General features: G+C 73.8%; 21 protein-coding genes and 1 pseudogene. 14 read left to right on the top strand and 8 right to left on the bottom strand.

What is annotated here, in order from left to right:
• Position 1 precedes the first annotated feature (1 nt).
• Together AOK22_RS13555 and AOK22_RS13550 are read left to right on the top strand one after the other, a co-directional pair.
• Positions 2-1,717 carry a hydroxysqualene dehydroxylase gene (locus AOK22_RS13555; protein WP_063795250.1) on the top strand — a complete coding sequence of 572 codons (1,716 nt, stop codon included), beginning with the start codon at positions 2-4 and terminating at the stop codon, positions 1,715-1,717.
• Between the two features lie 48 nt (positions 1,718-1,765).
• Entirely contained in the window at positions 1,766-2,758 is a 993-nt protein-coding gene (locus tag AOK22_RS13550; RefSeq protein WP_055698876.1) for a DUF3048 domain-containing protein, read from the top strand.
• Between the two features lie 6 nt (positions 2,759-2,764).
• Here AOK22_RS13550 and AOK22_RS13545 read toward each other — a convergent pair whose 3' ends face one another.
• On the bottom strand, positions 2,765-3,232 hold the full coding sequence (locus AOK22_RS13545; RefSeq protein WP_055698875.1) for a MarR family winged helix-turn-helix transcriptional regulator: 468 nt from the start codon (positions 3,230-3,232) through the stop codon (positions 2,765-2,767).
• Positions 3,233-3,519: 287 nt separating this feature from the next.
• Here AOK22_RS13545 and AOK22_RS13540 point away from each other — a divergent pair, with 287 nt between their 5' ends.
• From AOK22_RS13540 to pcaDC, 6 genes and pseudogenes are all read left to right on the top strand, one after another.
• A complete protein-coding gene (locus tag AOK22_RS13540) occupies positions 3,520-4,338 on the top strand; it encodes a CoA transferase subunit A (RefSeq protein ID WP_055698874.1) in 819 nt (272 codons plus the stop codon).
• On the top strand, positions 4,338-4,985 hold the full coding sequence (locus AOK22_RS13535) for a CoA transferase subunit B (protein WP_055698873.1): 648 nt from the start codon (positions 4,338-4,340) through the stop codon (positions 4,983-4,985). The genes AOK22_RS13540 and AOK22_RS13535 overlap by 1 nt, the downstream gene beginning before the upstream one ends.
• A 43-nt stretch (positions 4,986-5,028) precedes the next feature.
• Entirely contained in the window at positions 5,029-5,856 is an 828-nt protein-coding gene (gene pcaH, locus AOK22_RS13530; protein ID WP_425264023.1) for a protocatechuate 3,4-dioxygenase subunit beta, read from the top strand.
• A complete protein-coding gene (gene pcaG / locus AOK22_RS13525) occupies positions 5,856-6,413 on the top strand; it encodes a protocatechuate 3,4-dioxygenase subunit alpha (protein WP_055698872.1) in 558 nt (185 codons plus the stop codon). The genes pcaH and pcaG overlap by 1 nt, the downstream gene beginning before the upstream one ends.
• A pseudogene (pcaB, locus tag AOK22_RS13520) lies at positions 6,410-7,630 on the top strand (3-carboxy-cis,cis-muconate cycloisomerase); the annotation flags it as partial. The gene pcaG and the pseudogene pcaB, both read left to right, overlap by 4 nt.
• 419 nt (positions 7,631-8,049) lie before the next feature.
• Complete coding sequence (gene pcaDC / locus AOK22_RS13515) at positions 8,050-9,189, top strand: bifunctional 3-oxoadipate enol-lactonase/4-carboxymuconolactone decarboxylase PcaDC (RefSeq protein WP_055698871.1); 1,140 nt, start codon at positions 8,050-8,052, stop codon at positions 9,187-9,189.
• Here the strand turns inward: pcaDC and AOK22_RS13510 are convergent.
• From AOK22_RS13510 to AOK22_RS13500, 3 genes are all read right to left on the bottom strand, one after another.
• Positions 9,186-9,938 (bottom strand): type 1 glutamine amidotransferase, encoded by a 753-nt coding sequence (locus AOK22_RS13510; protein ID WP_055698870.1) that lies wholly within the window; start codon positions 9,936-9,938, stop codon positions 9,186-9,188. The two genes, pcaDC and AOK22_RS13510, sit on opposite strands and share 4 nt — an antisense overlap.
• Positions 9,939-10,051: 113 nt before the next feature.
• A complete protein-coding gene (locus AOK22_RS13505; protein ID WP_055698869.1) occupies positions 10,052-10,990 on the bottom strand; it encodes an SDR family oxidoreductase in 939 nt (312 codons plus the stop codon).
• A 22-nt stretch (positions 10,991-11,012) separates the two neighbouring features.
• Entirely contained in the window at positions 11,013-11,777 is a 765-nt protein-coding gene (locus tag AOK22_RS13500) for an SDR family oxidoreductase (protein ID WP_055698868.1), read from the bottom strand.
• 68 nt (positions 11,778-11,845) lie between these two features.
• Here AOK22_RS13500 and AOK22_RS13495 point away from each other — a divergent pair, with 68 nt between their 5' ends.
• The 4 genes from AOK22_RS13495 to AOK22_RS13480 all read left to right on the top strand — a co-directional run bounded on the left by AOK22_RS13495 (position 11,846) and on the right by AOK22_RS13480 (position 15,388).
• Positions 11,846-12,601 (top strand): enoyl-CoA hydratase family protein, encoded by a 756-nt coding sequence (locus tag AOK22_RS13495; RefSeq protein ID WP_055698867.1) that lies wholly within the window; start codon positions 11,846-11,848, stop codon positions 12,599-12,601.
• 68 nt (positions 12,602-12,669) lie between these two features.
• Positions 12,670-13,518, top strand: coding sequence for a CoA transferase subunit A (locus tag AOK22_RS13490; protein WP_055698880.1), 849 nt, complete (start codon positions 12,670-12,672; stop codon positions 13,516-13,518).
• Positions 13,515-14,306 (top strand): CoA-transferase subunit beta, encoded by a 792-nt coding sequence (locus AOK22_RS13485; protein WP_055698866.1) that lies wholly within the window; start codon positions 13,515-13,517, stop codon positions 14,304-14,306. The genes AOK22_RS13490 and AOK22_RS13485 overlap by 4 nt, the downstream gene beginning before the upstream one ends.
• A gap of 35 nt (positions 14,307-14,341) precedes the next feature.
• Positions 14,342-15,388, top strand: a complete 1,047-nt coding sequence (locus AOK22_RS13480) for an NAD(P)H-dependent flavin oxidoreductase (protein WP_055698879.1) — start codon at positions 14,342-14,344, stop codon at positions 15,386-15,388.
• A 235-nt stretch (positions 15,389-15,623) separates the two neighbouring features.
• Here AOK22_RS13480 and AOK22_RS13475 read toward each other — a convergent pair whose 3' ends face one another.
• The 4 genes from AOK22_RS13475 to AOK22_RS13460 form a co-directional block, all read right to left on the bottom strand.
• Entirely contained in the window at positions 15,624-18,272 is a 2,649-nt protein-coding gene (locus AOK22_RS13475) for an ATP-binding protein (protein ID WP_055698865.1), read from the bottom strand.
• Positions 18,273-18,490: 218 nt separating this feature from the next.
• Positions 18,491-19,648, bottom strand: a complete 1,158-nt coding sequence (locus tag AOK22_RS13470; RefSeq protein ID WP_055698878.1) for an acetyl-CoA C-acetyltransferase — start codon at positions 19,646-19,648, stop codon at positions 18,491-18,493.
• A 46-nt stretch (positions 19,649-19,694) separates the two neighbouring features.
• The gene (locus AOK22_RS13465) at positions 19,695-20,282 is read right to left on the bottom strand and encodes a TetR/AcrR family transcriptional regulator (protein ID WP_055698877.1); all 588 of its coding nucleotides are present in this window, start codon (positions 20,280-20,282) and stop codon (positions 19,695-19,697) included.
• Between the two features lie 144 nt (positions 20,283-20,426).
• Entirely contained in the window at positions 20,427-21,209 is a 783-nt protein-coding gene (locus AOK22_RS13460) for an SDR family oxidoreductase (protein ID WP_055698864.1), read from the bottom strand.
• Between the two features lie 114 nt (positions 21,210-21,323).
• Between AOK22_RS13460 and AOK22_RS13455 the strand changes: the two genes are divergently transcribed.
• Together AOK22_RS13455 and AOK22_RS13450 are read left to right on the top strand one after the other, a co-directional pair.
• Positions 21,324-22,481 carry an acyl-CoA dehydrogenase family protein gene (locus AOK22_RS13455; RefSeq protein ID WP_055698863.1) on the top strand — a complete coding sequence of 386 codons (1,158 nt, stop codon included), beginning with the start codon at positions 21,324-21,326 and terminating at the stop codon, positions 22,479-22,481.
• Positions 22,481-23,444 (top strand): acyl-CoA dehydrogenase family protein (locus AOK22_RS13450; protein WP_055698862.1); only part of this gene is annotated, 964 nt, incomplete at its 3' end. The genes AOK22_RS13455 and AOK22_RS13450, both read left to right, overlap by 1 nt.

Here is a 23,444-nt window from a genome sequence, read left to right as displayed (position 1 = left end):
GCTGGGCGTGGGGGCGGGAGCGCTGCCGGCGGCGGCCGCCGCGCCGGACGGCCCGCGCGCGCGGCAGTCGGTGGCCGTGCTCGGCGGCGGCGTCGCCGGGCTCACCGCCGCCCACGAACTGGCCGAACGCGGCTTCGCCGTCACGGTCTTCGAGCGCAGGGCACTGGGCGGCAAGGCCCGCAGCATGGACGTACCGAACAGCGCCAAGGGCAACCGCAGGCCGCTGCCCGGCGAGCACGGCTTCCGCTTCATCCCCGGGATCTACCACAACCTCCCGGACACGATGCGCCGCATTCCCTTCCCCGGGAACGCGAACGGCGTGTGGGACAACCTCGTCGCGCCGCGCGAGATGTCGTTCGCGCGCACCGGCCGCGAGGACATCCGCATGCCGATCCCCTGGCCCGGCAGCAAGCCCGAGCAGCTCACGCTCGACGACATCCGGCGGGCGCTCACCGCGCTGCTCGACACCGCGTTCAACCTGCCCGCCCACGAGGCCGCCTACTTCGTCAACCGCGCCCTGGTCTTCCTCACCAGCTGCGACGAGCGCCGCGACGACGACTGGGAGTCGACGCCCTGGTGGGAGTTCGTGCGCGCCGAGCGGATGTCGAAGGACTACCAGCGCATCCTCGCGATCGGCGTCACCCGCAACATCGTCGCGACGAAGGCCGAGGAGGCGAGCACGCGGACCGTCGGCACGCTCGGCGAGGCCTTCGTCTTCAACGCGCTCGGCCAGGGCGCGGACGGCCCGCCCGACCGGGTCCTGAACGCGCCGACGAACGAGGCGTGGATCGATCCCTGGGTGACCCATCTCAGGTCGCTGGGCGTGGAGTTCAAGATCGGCTGGACCGTGCGCGAGCTGGCGTTCGGCGACGGGCGCATCACGAAGGCCGTGATCGAGGACCCGGGCGGCGCGCGGCGCGACATCACCGCCGACCACTACGTCCAGGCCATGCCGGTCGAGCACGCGCGCGGCACCTGGAGCGCCGAACTGAAGGCCGCCGACCCGCAGCTGGCGCGCTGCGACAAGCTGGAGACGGACTGGATGACGGGCATCCAGTTCTATCTGACCGAGCGCCCGGCCACCGTGAAGGGCCACTTCAACTGCATCGACTCGCCCTGGTCGCTGACCGGCATCGCGCAGGCCGGGCACTGGCCCGAGCGCGACTTCCCCGCCGACTACGGCGACGGCGCGGCGGTGGACTGCCTCTCGGTGGACATCTCCGAGTGGGACAAGCCGGGGATCCTGTACGGCAAGACGGCCAAGCAGTGCACCCGCGACGAGGTCGCCAAGGAAGTATGGGCCCAGCTCAAGGCGTCCCTGAACGACACCGGGAAGACGGTCCTGAGCGACGGCAAGCTGCACTCGTGGTTCCTCGACCCGGGTGTCGACGGCCTCGGCACGCCGAACCCCACCAACGAGGACCAGCTCCTGATCCACCCGGTGGGCACGTTCCACAACCGCCCGTCGGCCGCCACGAAGATCCCGAACCTCTTCCTCGCGGGCGACTACGTCTCCGTGGACATCGACCTGGCGACGATGGAGGGCGCCAACGCCTCGGCCCGGCAGGCGGTCAACGCGCTCCTGGAGCGGGCGGGATCGGAGCACGAGCCGTGCACGGTGACGCCGCTGCACCGTGTGCCGGCCGTCGAGGTGCTCAAGCGCCACGACCGCACGCGGTACCGGCTCGGTCTGCGCAACGCGCTCGATCTGGGCTGAGGCGCCGCGCGTCGGTGCGTACGGGGCAGGACGGGGTAGGACCTCCGCATGAGACGGCGGACACGCACGCGCGTACGAACCAGGGCGGCGGTGGCGATCACACTCGCCGCCCTGGCGGCCGGCTGCACGATCGACCCCTCCGGGGCGGACGGCAAGCCCCCGTCGGGCGCGGGCGGGGGCGGCACCGTGCTCGCCGTGAAGATCGACAACGTCCGCCCGGCCCGGCCGCAGACGGGCCTGGACAGCGCGGACATCGTGTACGTCGAGCAGGTGGAGGCCGGGCTCAGCCGGCTGATGGCGGTGTACGCGTCGCGGTTCCCGTCCACCGTCGGCCCCGTACGCAGCGCGCGTGAGACGGATCTCGAACTGCTGCGGCAGTTCGACGACCCCGTACTCGCCTTCTCCGGAGCGCAGTCCAAGCTGCTCCCGCTGATCGACGACGCCCCGGTGCGGGCCGTGCCGCCGGGCAAGGCGCCCGGGGACGCCTACTACCGGGGCGGCGGAAAAGTCGCGCCCCACAATCTCTTCCTGCGCCCCGAGGCCCTGAAAAAGGACCTCCCACGCGCGGGTGCCCCGCAGTCCGCGAAGAGCGGTGACGCTCCGGGCGGCACGGGTGCCCTGGAGAGGGCGGGTATCCGGTTCGGTCCGAAGCCTGCGGGCGGCACGCCCGACACCCGGCGGACGGTGCGCTTCCCCGCGGCGCGCTTCACCTTCGACTGGGTGGAGTACGAGGGACGCTGGCGCGTCTCGATGGACGGCGAGCGGGCGCGGACGTCCGACGGCAAGGACCTCAGCCCGTCCACGGTGGTCGTGCAGTACGTGAAGGTGCGGCCGTCCCGCTTCCACGACCGCGCGGGCAGCGTCTCGCCGTTCACGGAGACGGTCGGCGAGGGCACCGCGCGCGTCCTGCGGGACGGGCGTGCCTACGACGCGCGCTGGAAGCGGTCCTCGGCCGAGGACGGCACGGAGTTCACGACGCCCGACGGCAAGGAACTGCCGTTCGCCGAGGGTCAGGTGTGGGTGGTGTACGCGAAGGCGTGAGCGCCGTCAGGCCTTGGGGGCCGCCAGCGGCTCAGCGGGGTTGCGCAGGCCCTCGGCGGCGTCCGCCACGCGGTGCAGCAGATCGAAGAAGACGGACTGCTCGTCGGCGGAGAGCGGCGCGAGGAAGACCTGGTTCATCCGGGCCGTGCGCACGGTCAGCTTCCGGTGCGTGCGCCGGCCCTCGTCGGTGAGGCCCAGCAGATAGCGGCGGCCGTCCTGCGGGTCGCGCACCTTGTCGAGCAGTCCGCGCCGGATCAGCCGGCTGATGACCTCCGCGATGGTGGAGCGGTCGAGGCCCACCCGCTCGCCGACCGTGCGCTGGTCGAGTCCGGGCTCGGCGACGAGGGTGTTGAGGACCGCGAACTGCGGCGAGGTGATCTCCTCGGACACCATCGTGTTCCACAGCAGGTGGTGGGCCTGCTGGAGCCGCCGGGCCAGGTGCCCGGGGTGGGTGGCAAGGTCCACCGCGGCCATGGGGTCCTCCGCTTCCTCGACGTCTGTCGTCGCGCCGTCCGCCGACGCGGGCCATCGACGCGCTGCACCGGCGCCTTCATCGGCACGCTTCATCGCTGCACTTCATCGCTGCGCTCCATCGCTGCACGCGATCAGCGCCTTTCATCGGTGCACTGAACAATACCCGCTTCGAGCCTCCCGCACTTCCCACTCTTGCAAGGCCCTTCACTCCCTCCTATCCTCGCCGAAATAGTCAGTGCCCTGATTAATCGGGGCGCCGGAGGGACGAGGGAGAGGGGACCGCGCGTATGGACAAGGTGGTGGCCACGGCCGCCGATGCGGTGGCCGACGTCCGTGACGGGGCGTCGCTCGCCGTCGGCGGCTTCGGCCTCAGCGGCGTGCCGAACGAGCTGATCCGGGCGCTGTACGCCTCCGGGGTCTCGGGCCTGCGGGTGGTCTCCAACAACTGCGGGGCCATGGACTCGGGCCTCGCGGTGCTCCTGACGGCCCGCCGCATCGCCCGCGTGACGGGCTCGTACATCGGCGCGAACAAGGAGTTCGCACGGCAGTACCTGAGCGGTGAGCTGGAGGTCGAGATGATCCCGCAGGGCACGCTCGCGGAGCGGCTGCGCGCGGGCGGCGCCGGCATCCCCGCGTTCTACACCCCGGCCGGGGTGGGCACGCAGGTCGCCGAGGGCGGGCTGCCGTGGCGTTACGACGGACGAGGCGGGGTCGCGCTCGCCTCGCCGCCCAAGGAGGTGCGCGACTTCGACGGCACGTCCTACGTCCTGGAGCGCGGGATCCGCACGGATGTCGCGCTGGTACGGGCGGCGAAGGGCGACCGGCACGGCAATCTCGTCTTCGCCAAGTCGTCGCGGAACTTCAACCCGCTGGCCGCGATGGCGGGGCGCGTCACCGTCGCCGAGGTGGAGGAGCTGGTGGAGCCGGGCGCGATCGACCCCGACGAGGTGCATCTGCCGGGGATCTTCGTGCAGCGCGTGCTCGCCCTCACGCCGGAACAGGCGGCGGACAAGGGGATCGAGCGGCGTACGGTGTCCGCGCCCGCGCCGGGGCACACGGACGCCTCGGCCGCCGCCCCCGCCCCGCACGCGGCGGTGAGCCGCTGATGGCCTGGACCCGCGAGGAGATGGCCGCCCGCGCCGCGCGCGAACTCCAGGACGGCCAGTACGTGAACCTGGGCATCGGTCTGCCCACACTGATCCCCAACCATCTGCCGCCGGGCGTGGAGGTGGTCCTGGAGTCCGAGAACGGCATCCTCGGCGTCGGCCCCTACCCCACCGAGGACGAGGTCGACCCGGATCTGATCAACGCGGGCAAGGAGACGGTCACCGTCCTGCCCGGAGCCGCCTACTTCGACTCGGCGCTCTCCTTCGGGATGATCCGCGGCGGCCACATCGACGTCGCCGTCCTGGGAGCCATGCAGGTCTCCGCGCGCGGGGACCTCGCCAACTGGGCGGTCCCCGGCAAGCTGATCACCGGGATCGGCGGGGCGATGGACCTCGTGCACGGCGCCCGCACCGTCATCGTCGTCATGACGCACACCGCCAAGGACGGCACTCCGAAGATCCTCGACGCGTGCACCCTGCCGCTCACCGGCCGGGCCTGCGTCGACCGGATCATCACCGACCTCGGCGTCCTGGAGGTGACCGGACGCGGCCTGGAACTGGCGGAAACGGCCCCCGGCGTGACGGTCGAGGAGATCACCGCGAGGACCGCCGCCAAGATCCATGTCCCGGACGGGTTCCCGGCATGAACCCGCGCGCCGTCACGGACCAGCGAGAACGGAGCCGCACGAGATGACCAGCACCGCATCCCTGCCCACCCCCATGCCCACGCCCCTGCCCGACGGGCTCGGTCAGGAGGCGATCGACGCCGAGGTGGCCAAGGCACAGGCCGAGGCGCGGGCCGAAGCGGCCGGGGCGCGGGCCACGACGACCGGCGAGCACCATCCGCCGCTCGCCTACCCGCCCTACCGCAGCACCCACTTCCGGCACCCCCGGCACGCCCCGATAGCCGTGCGCGACCCCGAGGCGGTGGAGCTGAGCGGCCCCGCCTTCGGCGTCACCGACGTCACCGCGCTGGACCGCGATCTGACGCGGCAGCACCAGGGGGAGCCGCTGGGCGAGCGGATCACGGTCAGCGGCCGGGTCCTGGACCGCGCGGGGCGGCCCGTGCGCGGCCAGCTGGTCGAGCTGTGGCAGGCCAACGCCTCCGGCCGGTACGCGCACCAGCTCGACCAGCACCCGGCGCCCCTCGACCCGAACTTCACGGGCTTCGGCCGCTGTCTGACCGACGACGACGGCGCGTACTCCTTCACCACGATCAAGCCGGGCGCCTATCCGTGGCGCAACCACGTCAACGCCTGGCGCCCGGCCCACATCCACTTCTCGCTCTTCGGCACGGCGTTCACCCAGCGCCTGGTCACCCAGATGTACTTCCCCGGAGACCCGCTCCTGCCCTACGACCCGGTGCTGAACTCGGTGACCGACGAGGCCGCGCGCCGGCGTCTCGTCTGCGCCTACGACCACGCCCTGTCCGTCCCCGAGTGGTCGCTCGGGCACCGCTGGGACATCGTCCTCGACGGCCCCTCCGCGACCCTCTTCGAGGAAGGCGACCCGTCCTGATGACCACGCACCCGCTCACGCCGTCCCAGACCGTCGGCCCCTTCTACGGCTACGCGCTGCCGTTCCCCGGCGGCGGCGAGGTGGCGCCCGCCGGGGCCCCGGACACGATCACCCTGCACGGGTACGTGTACGACGGCGCGGGACAGCCCGTCCCCGACGCCCTGATCGAGACCTGGCAGCCCGCGCCGGACGGCTCGCGCACGGGCGCGCCGGGCTCGCTGCGGCACGATCCCGTGACGGGGCGGGTCGTGGGACGTGACGGAGTCGCGTTCACCGGGTTCGGCCGGGTGGCGACCGACGCGGACGGGCACTGGGCCGTGCGGACGCTGCCGCCGGGCGGTGTCTCGTACGTCTCGCTCGCCGTCTTCGCGCGCGGGCTGCTGCGGCATCTGTTCACGCGCGCGTACCTGGTGGACGAGCCCGGTGACGCCCTGCTGAACGCGCTGGAGCCGGAGCGGCGCGGCACGCTGATCGCGCGGGGCGAGGCACCGCGCACGTACCGCTTCGACATCCGTCTCCAGGGCGCGGACGAGACGGTCTTCCTGGAGTTCCCGTGAGCGGCCTGCTCTCCCCCGGCTCGGCGGGCTCCCCCGCCGAGGAGGCCACCGGCGACCTCGCCGTGCTCCAGGCCCTGTTGGACGCCGAGGCCGCGCTGTGCCGCGCGCAGGCGGCGGCGGGCCCGGTCCCCGTGGCGGCGGCCTCGGCGGTCACCGAGGCGGCCGACGCGCGCCGCTTCGACGCGCGCGACCTCGCCCTCCGCGCGCGGGAGGGCGGAAATCCGGTGATCCCGCTGGTGGCGGCGCTGACGGCGGCGGTGCCCGCCGAGGCCGCGCCGTACGTCCACCGGGGCGCGACCAGCCAGGACATCCTGGACACGGCGCTGATGCTGATCTCCGCGCGCAGCCTGGACCTCGTCCTCGCCGACCTGGCGCGCACGGAGCGGGCGTGGGCGCGGCTGGCCTCGGCGCACCGGGACACGGTGATGCCCGGCCGTACGCTCACGCAGCACGCCGTGCCGACGACGTTCGGCCTGAAGGCGGCGGGCTGGCGGTCGCTGGCCCTCGACGCGCGGGACAGGGTCGCGCGCGTACGGGAGAGCCTTCCCGTGCAACTGGGCGGCGCGGCGGGCACGTTGGCGGCGTTCCAGATCTTCGGGGCCGGCGAGGGGGCCGGGGAGGAGCTGGTCGCGGCCTACGCCCGCGAACTCCGCCTGCGCGCGCCCGCGCTGCCCTGGCACACCTTGCGCACCCCCGTGGCCGATCTCGCCTCCGCCCTCGCGTTCACGGCGGGCGCCCTCGGGAAGGCGGCCGCCGATGTGCTCACGCTGGCGCGCACGGAGATCGGCGAGGTCTCCGAAGGCGCGGGCGGCGGCTCGTCGGCGATGCCGCACAAGGCGAATCCGGTACGGGCCACGCTGATCGCGGCCGCCGCGCGCCGCGCGCCCGCCCTCGCCGCCGTCCTGTACGGCTCGCTGACCGCCGAGGACGAACGCCCGGCCGGTGCCTGGCACGCCGAGTGGGAAACGCTGCGGGACCTGCTGCGGCTGGCCGGAGGAGCGGCACGGGACGCTGCGGAACTCGCCGAGGGCCTGCGCGTCCATCCGGACGCCATGCGCGAACACCTGGATCTCACGGGCGGGTTGATCGTCTCGGAACGGCTGACGGCGGAGCTGACGCCTCGCCTGGGCCGGGCCCGCGCGAAGAGACTCCTGACGCACGCGGCACGACGCACGCGCGCGGAGGGCCGCGCACTGGCGGAGGTCCTGGCCGAGGAGCTGGGGCTGGACGGGGAGTCGGGGCTCGGCAGGGAGTCGGGCCTGGTCGGGGAGTCGGACGTGGGCGAGGAGCCGGGCCTGGGCGAGGAGCCGGGCCTGGCCGAGGGGCCGGGCCTCGCCGAAGCATCCGATCCGCCCAAGGAATCGGACCCCACCGAGGCACCGAACCGGGCCGAAGGGCTCGCCCTCACCGAAGAGCCGGGCCCCTCCGAGAAGGCGCACCAGACCGAGGATCCCGCCCCTGCCGAAGAGCCGGGCCTCGCCGAGGAATCGGAACTCGCCCAGGAGTCAGACCTGTCCGCGCAACCGCCCCTGGTCCAGGAGCCGGACCTCCAGCGCCTCGACCTCGCCGAACTCACCGACCCCACCCGCTACACCGGCTTCGCGGGACCTCTCACCGACCGTGCCCTGGAGCGACGTTGACCACCGAACCCGGCCGCAGGCTGCTTCACCACACCGTCGGGGGTGCGGCCACCGCTCCCCCGCTCCTGCTCGGCCCCTCCCTGGGCACCTCCGCCGCCCTGTGGGACGGCGTCGCGCCCGAACTGGCCGTCGGCCACCGCGTCGTGCGCTGGGATCTGCCGGGTCACGGCGGCTCCCCCGGCGGACTCATCGGGCCGGGCGCGACGGTGGCCGACCTCGCGGACCTCGTTCTCGCCCTCGCCGACGCGCTCGGCATCGACCGCTTCGCGTACGCGGGGGTATCGATCGGCGGCGCCGTGGGGCTGCATCTCGCGGCCCGGCACCCCGCGCGCGTGACGGGCCTCGCCCTGATCTGCACGTCGGCGCACTTCGGGGGCGCCGAGCCGTGGCGGGAGCGGGCCGCGCTGGTGCGCCGCGAAGGGCTCGCCGGGCTCGCGGAGTCGGCGCCGCGGCGGTGGTTCACGCCCGGCTTCACGGTGCCCGCGCTGGTCGCCGACCACCGGGCGGCGGATCCGGACGCGTACGCCGCGTGCTGCGACGCGCTGGCGGCGTACGACATGCGGGACGCGCTGGCGTCCGTCCGGGTCCCGACCCTGGTGATCGCGGGGCGCGAGGACCCGGCGACACCGCCCGCCCACGCGCGGGAGATCGCCGACGCGGTGCCGGACGCCTGCCTCGTGGAGCTTCCGGGCGCCTCCCACCTCGCGCCCGCCGAGCGCCCGGACGCCGTCACTGCGGCGCTGCGCGCCCATTTCACGGGTCTGCCGGGCAGCGGTACGGCTGTACGGCGGGCCGTGCTCGGGGACGCGCACGTGGACCGCGCGCAGGCGGGGACGACGCCCTTCACGGCGCGCTTCCAGGACTTCATCTCCCGGTACGCGTGGGGCGAGATCTGGACCGACCCCACGCTGGCGCGCCGCGAGCGCAGCATGATCACGCTGACCGCGCTGGTCGCGGGCGGCCACCTCGACGAGCTGGCGCTGCACGTCCGCGGGGCCCGCGCGAACGGCCTGACGCCCGAGGAGATCGGCGCGGTGCTGCTGCAGACGGCGGTCTACTGCGGGGTGCCCGCGGCCAACGCGGCGTTCGCGGTGGCGCAGCGGGTGCTCGCCGAGGAGGGCCCTGAGGAGGCCTAGAGCCCGGCGCGGGCGACGAAGAGGGACCGCAGGTGGGCCAGGCTCCGCTCGGCCAGGGGGCGCAGCTCCGCGGCGACGGCGCGGGCGTCGGCCCGCAGCCGGTCCGGGGCGTCGGGACCGAGGGCTTCCACGGCCTCCTCGGAGAACGACGGCTCGGCGAGCCAGGCGTCCTGGAGTTCGGGGGTGACCTCCAGGTGGAACTGGAGCCCCCAGGCCGCGGACCCGGCCCGGAAGGCCTGGCACGCGGTGGTGGCGGTGCGGGCGAGGGCGCGGGTGCCGGGTCCGGGGACGATGCGGTCGCCGTGCCAGTGCAGGACGGCGGGGGCGTCGGCGAGCGGACCGACCACCGGGTCGTCGCGGTCCACGTCGTCCAGGGGGTACCAGCCGATCTCGCTGCTCTGGCCCAGCTCGGCGCCCGGCCGGACGGCCAGCCCCTGCGCGCGGGCGAGCAGTTGGGCGCCGAGGCACACGCCCAGCGTGGGGAGCCCGGCCCGCACGGCGTCGGCCAGCAGGTCCCGCTCCAGCTTCAGCGCCGGGTGCCCCGTCAGGTCGTCGGCGTTCATGGGGCCGCCCATCACGACGAGCCCCGCGAGCTCGGACACCGGCGGCAGGTCACCGGCCACGGCGTCCGGGGTGTCGAGGACATTGCGTGCGTCGACGTCGAGCCCGCTGCCGTCCAGCGCGTCCAGGATCAGGCCGGGCTTCTCGACCTCGACGTGCTGGAGGATCAGGACGGTGCGCGGGGGCATGGGGAGGTCTCCAGGGAAGCCGGGAGCACGGGATGCTCGGTCAGGTGCGGGGTGTTCACCCTAACGCGGCTGGTCAGCGCGGGGACGGGCACGCGGTCGCACGCGCGCGTGCCTCACCGCGCCCCGTACACCGGCTGGGGCGTCCCGGCGGCGGCGAGGAGTTTCAGGGTGGCCTCACCCGCCTCGGACGGAGTCCACCGCGCGCCCTTGTCCGCGGTCGGGCCGGGGCGCCAGCCCTCCATGACCGTGATGCGGCCGGCCTCGGCCTCGAAGACGCGGCCGGTCACCCCGGCCGATGCCGTGGAGCCGAGCCAGACGACGAGCGGCGACACGTTCTCCGGGGCCATCGCGTCGAATCCGCCGTCCTCCGGGGCGGCCATGGTGTCGGCGAAGGTCCGCTCGGTCATACGGGTGCGGGCGGCGGGGGCGATGGCGTTCGCCCGCACTCCGTAGGCGGCCAGTTCGGCGGAGGCGACGAAGGTGAGGCCGAGGATCCCGGCCTTGGCCGCGCTGTAGTTGCCCTGTCCGACGCTGCCCAGCAGCCCGGCACCCGAGCTGGTGTTGACCACGCACGCGTGCGGCGTGCGGCCGGCCTTCGCCTCGGCCCGCCAGTGGGCGCCCGCGTGCTTCAGGGGCAGGAAGTGCCCTTTGAGGTGGACGCGCATCACGGCGTCCCAGTCGTCCTCGTCGACGTTGACCAGCATCCGGTCCCGCAGGAAGCCCGCGTTGTTCACGAGGGTGTCGAGGCGGCCGTACGTGTCGAGGGCGGCGCGGACCAGGGAGGCGGCGCCCTCGGAGGTGGCGATGTCGCCGCCGTGCGCGACGGCCTCGCCGCCCGCCGCGCGGATCTCCTCGACGACCTCCTGCGCGGGCCCGCCGGACTCCCCCGACCCGTCGGGCCCCACGCCGAGGTCGTTGACGACGACCTTGGCGCCTTCGGCGGCGTACGCGCGCGCGTGCGCACGGCCGAGGCCCCGGCCCGCGCCCGTGACGATCACGACGCGCCCCGCGCAGATTCCGGACGTGGCGGCTGACGTGGTGGCTGAAGTCATGCGGCAACTCCCTCAGGGACGTTCAGTGGTTGACGGACGCGGCGTCCAGGAACGCGGGGCGTTCGCCGCCGCCGTGCAGCTGGAGCGCCGCGCCGCTGACGTAGCGGGCGCGGTCGGAGGCGAGAAAGACGCAGGCGTCGCCCACGTCGGACGGGTCGGCGAGGCGGCCCAGCGGGACGGTGCGGGCGACCTGTTCGACGCCTTCCTCGTCGCCGTAGTGGAGGTGGGCGCTCTCGGTGCGGGCGAGGCCGAGCACGACGGTGTTGACGCGCACGGCGGGGGCCCATTCGACGGCCATGGTGCGGGCGAGGTTCTCCAGGCCCGCCTTCGCGGCGCCGTAGGCCCCGCTGCCGGGCGAGGGCCTCGTGCCGCTGACACTGCCGATCATCGTGATGGTCCCGCCGCGCTCCTGACGGCGCATCACGTCGTACGCGCCGAGGGACGCGTACAGCGGGGCGAGCAGGTTCAGTTCGACGATCTTGGCCTGGCGGGCCGGGGCGGAGTCGGCGAGCAGCCCGAAGGGCGTGCCGCCCGCGTTGTTCACGAGGGCGTCCACCGTGCCGTGGTCCGCGGCCACTCGGGCGAAGAAGGCGTGCGCGGCCTCGGCGTCGCGCAGGTCGAGCGGGCGGAACTCGGCGGTGGCGCCCGCCGCTTCGACCGGCTTGTCGGGCGGCCTGCGGGCGCAGACGACGACGTACGCCCCTGCGGCGAGGAAGCTGCGGGCGATTCCGGCGCCGACGCCGCGGGTGCCGCCGGTGACGACGACCACCTGTCGCGTGTCAGTCATCGCTGCTACCTTTCCAACTAACAAATGTTTGGTTGAAGGCGTGTGATTGAAAGGTAGCGGATCCTCTGATGCCTGTCTCCACCTCCGCCCCGGACACGGGCGTGGCCGTCGTCACCGTCGACTACCCACCCGTCAACGCCCTTCCCGTACAGGGGTGGTACGACCTGGCGGACGCCGTGCGCGCCGCCGGACGCGACCCCGGGACGCGCTGCGTGGTGCTGGCCGCCGAGGGGCGCGGGTTCAACGCGGGCGTGGACATCAAGGAGATGCAGCGCGACAGCGGCCACACGGCCCTGATCGGCGCCAACCGCGGGTGCTACGCCGCGTTCTCCGCGGTCTATGAATGCGAGGTCCCGGTGGTCGCCGCCGTGCACGGCTTCTGCCTGGGCGGCGGCATCGGCCTCGTGGGGAACGCGGACGCGATCGTGGCGAGCCACGACGCGACGTTCGGCCTGCCGGAGCTGGACCGCGGCGCGCTCGGCGCGGCCACGCATCTGGCGCGCCTGGTCCCGCAGCACCTGATGCGCGCCCTGTACTACACCTCGCGGACCGCGACGGCCTCCGAGCTGCACGCGCACGGATCGGTGTGGCGGGTCGTCCCGCGCGCGGACCTGCGGGACGCGGCGCTTGAGTTGGCGCGCGAGATCGCCCTCAAGGACGGCACCCTGCTGCGCTTCGCGAAGGCCGCGATCAACGGCATCGACCCGGTCGACGTGCACCGCAGCTACCGCTTCGAGCAGGGCTTCACCTTCGAGGCGAACCTGAGCGGCCTGGCCGACCGCGTCCGCGGGGACTTCGGAACGCAAGGGGAGGGCACGGCATGACCGAGACGACCGACAACAGGACCGGCGGCGGAGCCGACGGCGCGACGGACGGCAGGACCGACAAGAGGATGACGCCCGACGAGATCGTGGGGCGGCTGGAGAGCGGGATGACGCTCGGCATCGGCGGCTGGGGCTCGCGCCGCAAGCCGATGGCGCTGGTGCGCGCGCTGCTGCGGTCCGACGTCACGGACCTGACCGTCGTCTCGTACGGCGGCCCGGACATCGGCCTGCTCGCCGCGGCGGGCCGGATCCGCAAGCTGGTCACGGCCTTCACGACGCTCGACTCGATCCCCCTGGAGCCCAACTTCCGTGCGGCGCGGGAGCGCGGGACCCTCGAACTGGTCGAGCTGGACGAGGCGATGTTCATGCAGGGCCTGACCGCCGCCGCCCAGCGGCTGCCGTTCCTGCCGATCCGCGCGGGCCTCGGCTCGGACGTCCTGCGGGTCAACCCCCAGCTGCGCACGGTCTCTTCGCCCTACGAGGACGGGGAGGAGCTCGTCGCCGTACCCGCCCTGCGACTGGACGCCGCCCTGGTGCACATGAACCGCGCCGACCCCTTCGGCAACGGCCAGTACCTGGGCCCCGACCCCTACTTCGACGACCTGTTCTGCGAGGCCGCCGACTCCGCGTACGTCTCGTGCGAGCGCATCGTCGACCCCGGCGAGCTGACCGCGCACGCCGCGCCCCAGACGATGCTGGTCTCGCGGCACGCGGTGACGGGCGTGACCGAGACGCCCAAGGGCGCGCACTTCACGTCCTGCGCGCCGGACTACGCCCGCGACGAGCCCTTCCAGAAGGCGTACGTCACCGCGGCGGCCGACCCCGAGGCCTGGGAGGCCTTCCGGAGCCGCTTCCTCGCCGGCAGCGAGCGTGACTACCACCTGGCCGTGCAGACCTGGCACAAGGAGCAGCGATGACGAGGACCGACCCGCACGCGCCCCGGTCGACCGGGCTGGCCGCCACCCGCGCCGAGTACTGCGTGATCGCCTGCGCCGAGGCCTGGCGGGGCGACGGCGAGGTCCTCGCCTCCCCCATGGGCACGATCCCGTCGGTCGCGGCCCGCCTCGCCCGGCTGACGTTCTCCCCCGACCTGCTGCTGACGGACGGCGAGGCCCTGCTCATCGGCGACGTCCCGGCCGTCGGGTCCGCGTCCGCGGTGACGGAGGGCTGGCTGCCGTACCGCAGGCATCTGACGATGGTGATGGGCGGCCGGCGGCACGTGATGATGGGCGCGAGCCAGATCGACCGCTTCGGCAACCAGAACATCTCGTGCATCGGCGACTGGTCGCGGCCCACGCGCCAGCTGCTCGGGGTGCGCGGCGCCCCGGTCAACACCCTCAACAACCCGGTGAGTTACTGGATCCCCCGGCACTCCCCTCGGGTCTTCGTCGAGAAGGTCGACATGATCAGCGGCGTCGGGTACGACAGCGCGGCCGCCGCCGGGCCCTCCGCGACCCGCTTCCACGAGCTGCGCCGGGTCGTCTCCGACCTCGGCGTCTTCGACTTCGCGACGCCCGACCGCGCGATGCGTCTGGTCTCCCTGCACCCCGGCGTCACGCTCGACCAGGTGCGCGAGGCCACCGGCTTCGCGCTGGCGGTGCCGGACGACGTCCCGTTCACGCGCGACCCGACCGAGGACGAACTGCGGCTGATACGGGACGTGGTGGACCCGCGCGGGCTGCGGGAGCGCGAGGTGCGCTCGTGACCGAGGAGGCGGCCGGGCGGCCCGCGACGCCCACCCTGGAGACGCCGCTGACGCAGCTGGTCGGGGTCCGGCACCCGATCGTGCAGACCGGCATGGGCTGGGTCGCGGGGCCCCGCCTGGTCTCGGCGACCGCCTCGGCGGGGGCGCTCGGCATCCTGGCCTCCGCGACGATGACGGTCGAGCAGCTGCGGTCGGCGGTGCGCGAGGTCAAGTCCCGTACGGACGCGCCCTTCGGGGTCAATCTGCGGGCCGACGCGGGCGACGCGCGCGACCGGGTCCGGATCATCGTCGACGAGGGCGTGCGGGTCGCGTCCTTCGCGCTCGCGCCGTCCAGGGAGCTGATCGCCGAGCTCAAGGACGCGGGAGTGGTGGTCGTCCCCTCGATCGGCGCGCGTCGGCACGCCGAGAAGGTCGCCGCGTGGGGCGCGGACGCGGTGATCGTCCAGGGCGGCGAGGGCGGCGGCCACACCGGAGAGGTCGCGACGACCGTCCTGCTCCCGCAGGTCGTCGACGCGGTCGACATACCGGTGATCGCCGCCGGGGGTTTCCACGACGGCCGGGGCCTGGTCGCCGCGCTCGCCTACGGCGCGGCGGGCGTGGCGATGGGCACCCGCTTCCTGCTCACCTCGGACTCGACGGTGCCGGACGCGGTGAAGGCCCGCTATCTGGCCGCCTCCGTCAAGGACGTCACGGTCACCACACGCGTGGACGGCCTCCCGCACCGGATGCTGCGCACGGACCTGGTGGCGGCCCTGGAGCGATCGGGCCGGATCGCGTCCCTGGCGCGGGCGGTGCGGCACGCGGCGGCCTTCCGGAAGATCTCCGGGATGGGGTGGGGCCGGATGGCCCGCGACGGTCTGGCGATGAAGCACGGCAAGGACCTGACCTGGAGCCAGGTCCTCCTCGCGGCGAACACCCCGATGATGCTCAAGTCGGCGATGGTGGACGGCCGTCCGGAGCTGGGCGTGATGGCATCGGGCCAGGTAGCGGGCCTGATCGAGGACCTGCCGTCCTGCGCGGAGCTGGTGGAGCGGGTGATGCTGGAGGCGGACGAGGTGCTGGGGCGGCTGCGGATGGGGTGAGGGGGCGACGGCTGCGTTGCGGAGCCCTGCCCGCAGCGGGCCGGGGAAAAGTCCCGCGGCTGTGGTGCGGGGCCGGACGAGGGCAGGTCCTGCGGCTGTGGTGCGGGGCCGGCCGCGGGGAGCGGCGCGGGAGGCGTCCCCGGAGGGGGCTCGTCGACTCCCCGTGACCGCCCGCCCGCCGCACCGCATCACGGCCACGTGAGCCCGGCCCTGCCCCTGCGACCGGGCGCCGTCCTCAGTGCCTCACCAGTGCCAGATGGTCGAGTGCCCGGTCGACCAGGCCGTCCGCTCCGCACGTGCGGGCCAGCGCGAGGCCCCGCTCCAGCTCCGGGACGGAGTCCGCGGCGATGCCGTACTCGACGCGGGCGACCGCGTGTTCGTACGCGCAGGGCGAGGCCTCCAGATAGGTCGCGGCCCGGCGGTACAGGGCGACCGAGCGGGAGCCCGTCTCCAGCGCCGCCGCGCACCGCAGGGCCTCGCCGATCGCGGTGTCCGTGCCGAACCGCTCGGCCTGCATCCGCGCGTCCGAGACGAGGTGCGCCGCCCGCTTGGGGTCCACGTGGACCAGGGCGCGGGCGAGGTCGTACGCCCACGGCGCGAGGACGGTGTTGTACTGGCCGCGCGCCGTCAACGCCTTCGCCGTGGCCTCCAGTTCGTTGAGGCCCTCCTCGGTGCGCCCGAGGGCGAGCAGGAGCCGCCCGCGCACGGACGGCGCGTCCGGTACGTAGATCGTGGAGGCGGACGGCGGCGCGAAGCCGTACTCGTCGGCGACGGCGCCCGCCTCGTCGACGTGGCCGCGTGCCAGCAGCGTGTCGATGAGCATGCTGGCCGCCTCCCAGTGCATGGGCAGCCCCTGTCCCACGCGGTCGGCCAGGCGCAGGCTCTCGCGCAGGGAGCGCTCGGCCTCGATCAGCCGTCCGCGCCTGCGGTACACATAGCCGAGGAAGGCGTGCGAGAGGGCGAGGTGGCCGCCGCTCCAGCCCGCGGTCTCGTAGGCGCGCACGGCCTCGGTGAACAGGCTCTCCGCGCGGTCGAGCCGGTCCGAGAAGGCGTACGAACCGCCCAGCATCAGGCGGAGTTCGAAGCTCCATTCCGTGTCGGTCCAGCCGAGTCCGGGCGCGAGGCGGCCGTTGACGAGGGCGCGGTCGCAGAGCTCGACGACCAGTTCCGCGTTCTCCCCGCGGGTCATGGCGTCGAAGGCGCGCAGGATCAGCAGCGCGCGCTCGGAGTTGTCCCGGCCGGAGAGCGGCCCCGCGAGCGCGGCGAGCCGCCGCGACCGTCCGGGCGAGTCCTCCTCGCCCGCGTGGATGCCCTCCCACATGTAGTGGACGGCCTGCAGCCGCAGGCGCGCGGGGCCCGGTTCGAGCCGCACCGCTTCCTCGACGATGGCCCGCAGGCCCTCCTCCAGCTGGTCGTTGTGGACGAGGGCCTGGGAGAGCCGGCAGACGGCGTCGACGCGCAGCTCCTGGTCGAGGCCGCGCATGGAGAGCGCCTCGCGCAGGTGGCCGATGGTGGTGACGGGTGAGGTGAGCAGCGTGGCGCAGCCCAGTTCGTAGAGCACGCGCGCGTGGATGTCGGGCAGCGGCGGCTCGCGCAGGGCCCGCTCCAGACATCGGCGGGCCGCGTCGGGCGCGCCGACGGCGAGGTGTTCGGCGGCGGCTTCGCGCAGCTGCTCGACCAGTTCGGCGTCGTCGTCCGGGTGGACCTCCAGGAGGTGGCGGGAGGCCGCCGCGGCGCCGCGCCCGGAGCGGGTGACGACGGAGGCGGCCTGGCCGTGCATCGCGGTGCGGGTGGCCGCAGGGATGGAGTGGTAGACCGTGCTGGCGATCAGCGGGTGGACGAACTCCAGGCCCTCCTCACCGCTGACCAGGATGCGTCCGGCACAGAGCCGCTCCGCGCACCGCTCGGCGTTGTCGGGGGTCATCCCGGCGAGCGCGGCGGCCAGGTCCAGGGAGATGGCGCTGCCGAGGATCGCGGCGGCCCAGGCCAGGCGGGTGGCGTCGGTGCCGATGCCTTCGAGCCGGGCGAGCAGGCCGCGGCCGCGCGCGGTGCGGTTGAGGGCGCGCAGCTCGTCCGCGGAGCTCTCCACCGGTTCGAGTTCGCTGTCCTGGACCTTGGCGAGCAGTTCGACCGATTCGTACGGGTTGCCGCCGGTGACCGCCCAGACCTCGCGGCAGAACGGGGCGTCGGCGTGCTCGCCGAGCGTGGCACGCGTGAGGCCCGCGGCGGCGTCCGGGGTGAGGGCGCGCAGGGTGGTGAACGAGCGGGCGGTGGCGGCGACGGCCGCCAGATGGCGCGCGCTGTCGCCGGTGGCCTCGCCGGGGCGGTGGGCGACCACGACGAGTACGGGCAGTTCGTCCAGGCGCTGCGCGAACGCCGCCAGCCAGTGCAGGGTCTCCTGGTCGGCCCAGTGCGCGTCGTCGATGACCAGGACGAGCGGCCAGTTGAGGCGCGCGAGCCGGGAGACCGCCTCGACGAGTCCGTCGCAGACGCCCTGCGGGTCGGCCTGGCGTCCGCCGGGCTCGGCTATGCCGAGGGCGGGGCCCGCGATGTCGTACCAGTCGCCGAGGTACTCGCGGGCCTCGTCGGGACTGAGCTGGACGAGGGCGGGCTGCAGCAGCTGCCGCACCACGTTGAAGGGGACGGAGGTGACCGTCTCCCCGCCGCGCGCGGACCAGACCGTGGCACGGCCCTCCGCGATGCGGCGCACCTCGCCGAGGAGCGCCGTCTTGCCGATGCCCGCCTCGCCGCTGAAGACCAGCAGGCCGCCCGAGGTCGTCGATTCCGCGCGGAGCTCCTCGACGGCCTGGGCCGCCGCGGCGAGTTCGACGTCGCGCTCCCACAGCGGGGCCCAGGCGGCTCCTCCGGGCCGTCCCTGCGTCATCGCGCTACCTCCCGGGATCGCTCAATCGACGTACAGAAGTCGAGACTAGCCGGGTCGGGGCCGCTGTGGAGAGCGGTCCGCGCAGGTACTCCCGCAAGGGGTGAGGAAGAGTCCCTTTCGGGGACGGAGGGAACGCCTCCGCGAGACCGTCGGACCGACTCGCCCCTGAACGCGGAGGACGGCGAGACGGCCCGGTGGCCGGCGTCCCGTACGAGCCGTCAGAGGCGTTCGATGATCGTGACGTTGGCCTGGCCGCCGCCTTCGCACATCGTCTGGAGGCCGAACCGGCCGCCGGTGCGCTCCAGTTCGTGCAGGAGGGTCGTCATCAGCTTGGTGCCCGTCGCGCCGAGGGGATGGCCCAGGGCGATGGCGCCGCCGTTCACGTTCACCTTCTCCGGGTCGGCGCCGGTCTCCTTCAGCCAGGCGAGCACGACCGGCGCGAACGCCTCGTTGATCTCGACGAGGTCCATGTCGTCGATGCTCATGCCTGTCTTCTTCAGGGCGTGGGCCGTCGCGGGGATCGGGGCGGAGAGCATCCGGATGGGGTCCTCGGCGCGCACGGACAGGTGGTGGACGCGGGCGCGGGGCGTCAGCCCGTGTTCCCGCACGGCCCGTTCGCTCGCGATGAGCATCGCGGCGGCGCCGTCGGAGACCTGCGAGGAGCAGGCCGCGGTGATCGTGCCGTCGTCGAGGACGGGTTGGAGGCCCGCCATCTTCTCCAGGGTGGTGTCGCGGCGCGGGCCCTCGTCACGGGTGACGTCTCCGTAGGCGACCAGTTCGCGGTCGAAGCGGCCCTCGTCGATGGCGCGGACGGCCCGCTGGTGGGAGCGGAGCGCGAACTCCTCCATGTCACGGCGGGATATGCCCCACTTCTCGGCGATCAGCTGGGCGCCGTGGAACTGGTTCACGGGCAGGTCGCCGTAGCGGGCGCGCCAGCCCTGGCTGCCCGCGTACGGGCCTTCGGTGAGGCCGAGGGGTTCGGCGGCCTGCCGGGAGGCGAAGGCGATGGGGATCATCGACATGTTCTGCGTGCCGCCGGCGACGACGAGGTCCTGGGTGCCGGACAGGACGCCCTGCGCGGCGAAGTGCACGGCCTGCTGGGACGATCCGCACTGCCGGTCCACCGTCACACCGGGCACTTCCTCGGGGAGCCCGGCCGCCAGCCAGCAGGTGCGGGCGATGTCCCCGGCCTGCGGTCCGACGGTGTCGAGGCAGCCGAAGACGACGTCCTCGACGGCGGCGGGGTCGACGCCCGTGCGGTCGACGACCGCCTTGAGGACATGGGCCCCGAGGTCGGCGGGGTGGACCTGGGAGAGCCCTCCCCTGCGCCTGCCGACGGGGGTGCGGACCGCTTCGACGATGTAGGCCTCGGCCATGACTGCGTACTCCTCGGTCGTGCGGCGCCGTGCGACCACGCGCCGCTCACGTACGTACGGAGATTCCGTCCAGGACCATCGACAGGTACTGACGGGCGATCTCCTCGGGGCTGTGGCCTCCGCCGGGGCGGTACCAGGACGCGGCGACCCACACGGTGTCGCGCACGAAGCGGTAGGCGAGCCGGATGTCCAGGTCGTCGCGGAAGACGCCTTCCGCGACACCGCGCTCCAGCGTCGTGAGCCAGGCCTTCTCGAAGCGCTGCTGGGAGTCCGACAGGTACTGGAAGCGCTGCTGCGCGACCAGGTGCCGGGACTCCTTCTGGTAGATCGCGACGGCGGCGCGGTGCCGGTCGATCTCCCGGAAGGACTCGGTGACGAGGGCTTCGAGCGTCTCTCGGGGGTCGAGCTGGGCCTTCAGCACGGAGTCGTACCCGTCCCACAGCTCGGTGAGGAAGGTACGGAGGATCTCCTCGAGCATCGACTCCTTGGAGTCGAAGTGGTAGTAGAGGCTGCCGGCGAGCATGCCCGCGGCGTCGGCGATCTTGCGGACCGTGGTGGCGTTGTAGCCCTGTTCGGCGAAGACGTCGGCGGCGATGGCGAGCAGCTCGCGGCGGCGCTCGGGCGACGGGCTCACCGGGGCCTTCTTCTTGGCGGTGCCGGACGGCCCGGGCTTGGCCGTGCCGGCCGACTTGGCGGTGCGGCCCGATTCGGCCTCGGTGGGGGTGCCGCTCGGCTTGCTGGTGGTGTGATTCGGTTTCGACACACGGTCATTCTCCGCCTAGGCGTGCTGGCTGCTGACCGACACCGTCTCCCCCGTCATGTACGAGGAGTAGCCGCTGGCCAGGAAGACGATGACGTTGGCTATCTCCCACGGCTGCGCGTACCGCCCGAACGCCTCGCGTGCGGTGAGCTCTTCGAGCAGCTCCGGAGAGGTGACCTTCGCGAGGTGCGGGTGCATGGCGAGGCTCGGTGAGACCGCGTTGACCCTGATGCCGTGGGGGGCGGATTCGATCGCGGCGCAGCGGGTGAGGGCCATGACGCCGGCCTTCGCCGCGGCGTAGTGCGCCTGGCCCGCCTGGGCGCGCCAGCCGAGCACCGAGGCGTTGTTGACGATGACGCCGCCTTCGCCCGTGGCCCGCATACGGCGCAGGGCGGCCCGGGTGGCACGGAACGTGCCGTTCAGCGTCACGTCGATGACCTTGTCCCACTGCTCGTCGGTCATCTCGGTGAGCTCCGCCGTGCCGCCGAGACCGGCGTTGTTGACCACGACGTCGAGGCGCCCGTGGCGCCGCTCGGCCAGGTCGAGGAGGCTCTGGACGTGGGTCTCGTCCGTGACGTCGCAGGGGATGCCGTCGACGCGGTCGGCGCCGAACTCCTCGGCGAGCGCGGCCACGGACTCCTTGGTGCGGCGTGGATGGGCGTCGCCGATGACGATGCGCGCGCCCTCCTCCAGGAAGCGGCGCGCGGTGGCGCCGCCGATGCCCGCCCCGGCGGCCGCCGTGATCACGGCGGTGCGTCCCGCGAGCAGGTCGTGCCCTTGCACATAAGCGGGTGCGTCCATGCGCGGCCCCCCGGCTCTCGATCCGTTCCTGCTTCCGGCCCTCGACTCGCCTACTCCACTCAGGGTAATCTACCAAACACTTGTTAGGGAAGAGTCGATGAGAGGTGACCGCCGATGGACCTCGACTTCACCGCCGACGAGGAGGAGTTCAGGCTCCGGGCGCGCGCGTGGCTCGCCGCGCACGTGCCCGCGGCTCCCCTGCCCTCGCTGGAGACCGAGGAGGGATTCGCGGCCCACCGGGCGTGGGAGGGCGAGCTCGCGGCCGGCCGCTGGTCGGTGGTGTCCTGGCCCGAGGAGTACGGCGGACGGGGCGTCGACATCGTCAAGTGGCTGCTGTTCGAGGAGGAGTACTACGCGGCGGGGGCACCGGGCCGCGTCTCGCAGAACGGCATCAACCTCCTCGCCCCGACCCTCTTCGACTTCGGCACCGAGGAACAGCGCGCACGGGTGCTGCCGCCCATGGCGACCGGCGAGGTCGTCTGGGCGCAGGCCTGGTCGGAGCCGGAGTCCGGGTCGGACCTGGCCTCCCTGCGCTCCACCGCCCGTCGGACGGACGGCGGCTGGCTGCTGAGCGGGCAGAAGACCTGGTCGTCGCGGGCCGCGTTCGCCGACCGCGCGTTCGGCCTGTTCCGCAGCGAGCCGTACGAGGACCACAAGGACCGGCCGCACCGGGGCCTGACGTATCTGATGTTCCCGCTGGACGCGGACGGGGTGACGGTCCGCCCGGTGGGCCGCCTGGACGGCAAGCCTGCCTTCGCCGAGCTCTTCCTGGACGACGTCTTCGTACCGGACGAGGACGTGATCGGCGAGCCGGGCCAGGGCTGGCGGATCGCCATGTCCACCACGGGCAACGAACGCGGTCTCACGCTGCGCTCCCCCGGCCGGTTCCTCGCCGCCGCGGACCGGCTCGCGCGGCAGTGGCGGGCGGACGCGGACCCGGCCGACACGGCCCTGCGTGACCGGGTCGCCGACGCCGTCGTCGGGGCGCGCGCCTATGAGCTGTTCACCTGGGCCAACGCCTCGCGTTTCGCCGCCGGGGAGACGATCGGCGCCGAGTCGAGCCTCAACAAGGTCTTCTGGTCCGAGTACGACATCGCGCTCCACGAGACGGCACTCGACCTGCTCGGCGCCGACGGGGAGCTGGCCGAGGGCCACGACTGGGCCGAGGGCTATGTGTTCTCGCTCGCCGGACCGATCTACGCGGGCACGAACGAGATCCAGCGCGACATCATCGCCGAGCGCCTGCTCGGCCTGCCGAAGGGACGCCGCTGATGAGGTTCCTCCTCGCCGACGAGCAGCGCGAGTTCGCGCGGTCGCTGGACGCGATGCTGACGGCGGCCGGCACTCCGGCGGCCACGCGCGCGTGGGGGGCCGGCGACCGCGCGCCGGGGCACGCGCTGTGGTCCCGGCTCGCGGACGCCGGGGTGTTCGCGCTGCCGGTGCCCCAGGAGTACGAGGGCGTGGGCCCCCTGCCCGTCGAAACGGCCGTCGCGTTCGTGGAGTTGGGGCGGCACGCCGTGCCGGGTCCGGCCGTCGAGACCGTGGCGGCCGCCGCGCTCCTCGCGCACTTGGCCGGGCAAGGCGAGCGCGAGCCCGCCAAGCGGTTCCTGCCCGCGCTGGCCTCGGGCGCGGCGCGCGCGACGCTGACCCTGCCCGACGCGCTGCCCGGCGCGGGTCCCTACGCCCTGGACGCGGACGCGGCGGACCTGGTGTTCGCCGCGTCCGACGACGAGCTGCGGCTCGCCCCCGGGCACGCGCGCGTGCACCGCTCCCTGGACCCCGCCCGGCGTCTCGCGGAGCCGCTGCCCGGCGGGGAGCCGCTCGCCTCGGGCCCCGCCGTGGCCGCCGCGGCGCGGCACGCGGTCGACTGGGCGGCGCTGGCCACGGCCGCGCAGGCGCTCGGCGTGGGGCTCGCGCTGCTCGACAGGACCGTCGCGTACGTGAAGCAGCGCGCCCAGTTCGGGGCGCCGATCGGGTCCTTCCAGGCCGTCAAGCACCGGCTCGCGGACGTCCTGGTGCGCCTGGAGTTCGCGCGTCCGCTGGTGTTCGGGGCCGCGACAACCATGGCTGCGGGTGATCTCGCCGCCGCCAAGGTGACGGCGTCGGAGGCCGCGTACGAGGCGGCTCGTGCCGCGCTCCAGCTGCACGGCGCGATCGGGTACACGGCGGAGTTCGACCTGTCCCTGTGGCTCACCAAGGCGCGGGCGCTGCGGGGGGCCTGGGGTGGCCCGGGGG

Source organism: Streptomyces silaceus (assembly GCF_001419745.1).
Lineage (GTDB): Bacteria > Actinomycetota > Actinomycetes > Streptomycetales > Streptomycetaceae > Streptomyces > Streptomyces silaceus.
This window is presented reverse-complemented; position numbering and strand designations above follow the sequence as displayed.

Coding starts and splice junctions, on each gene's coding strand:
- AOK22_RS13495 (WP_055698867.1), top strand. CDS start 11,846: ATGCCTGTCTCCACCTCCGCCCCGGACACGGGCGTGGCCGTCGTCACC.
- AOK22_RS13500 (WP_055698868.1), bottom strand. CDS start 11,777: ATGACTGACACGCGACAGGTGGTCGTCGTCACCGGCGGCACCCGCGGC.
- AOK22_RS13475 (WP_055698865.1), bottom strand. CDS start 18,272: ATGACGCAGGGACGGCCCGGAGGAGCCGCCTGGGCCCCGCTGTGGGAG.
- AOK22_RS13505 (WP_055698869.1), bottom strand. CDS start 10,990: ATGACTTCAGCCACCACGTCAGCCGCCACGTCCGGAATCTGCGCGGGG.
- AOK22_RS13490 (WP_055698880.1), top strand. CDS start 12,670: ATGACGCCCGACGAGATCGTGGGGCGGCTGGAGAGCGGGATGACGCTC.
- AOK22_RS13470 (WP_055698878.1), bottom strand. CDS start 19,648: ATGGCCGAGGCCTACATCGTCGAAGCGGTCCGCACCCCCGTCGGCAGG.
- AOK22_RS13485 (WP_055698866.1), top strand. CDS start 13,515: ATGACGAGGACCGACCCGCACGCGCCCCGGTCGACCGGGCTGGCCGCC.
- pcaG (WP_055698872.1), top strand. CDS start 5,856: ATGACCACGCACCCGCTCACGCCGTCCCAGACCGTCGGCCCCTTCTAC.
- pcaH (WP_425264023.1), top strand. CDS start 5,029: ATGACCAGCACCGCATCCCTGCCCACCCCCATGCCCACGCCCCTGCCC.
- AOK22_RS13510 (WP_055698870.1), bottom strand. CDS start 9,938: ATGCCCCCGCGCACCGTCCTGATCCTCCAGCACGTCGAGGTCGAGAAG.
- AOK22_RS13550 (WP_055698876.1), top strand. CDS start 1,766: ATGAGACGGCGGACACGCACGCGCGTACGAACCAGGGCGGCGGTGGCG.
- AOK22_RS13535 (WP_055698873.1), top strand. CDS start 4,338: ATGGCCTGGACCCGCGAGGAGATGGCCGCCCGCGCCGCGCGCGAACTC.
- AOK22_RS13545 (WP_055698875.1), bottom strand. CDS start 3,232: ATGGCCGCGGTGGACCTTGCCACCCACCCCGGGCACCTGGCCCGGCGG.
- AOK22_RS13540 (WP_055698874.1), top strand. CDS start 3,520: ATGGACAAGGTGGTGGCCACGGCCGCCGATGCGGTGGCCGACGTCCGT.
- AOK22_RS13455 (WP_055698863.1), top strand. CDS start 21,324: ATGGACCTCGACTTCACCGCCGACGAGGAGGAGTTCAGGCTCCGGGCG.
- AOK22_RS13460 (WP_055698864.1), bottom strand. CDS start 21,209: ATGGACGCACCCGCTTATGTGCAAGGGCACGACCTGCTCGCGGGACGC.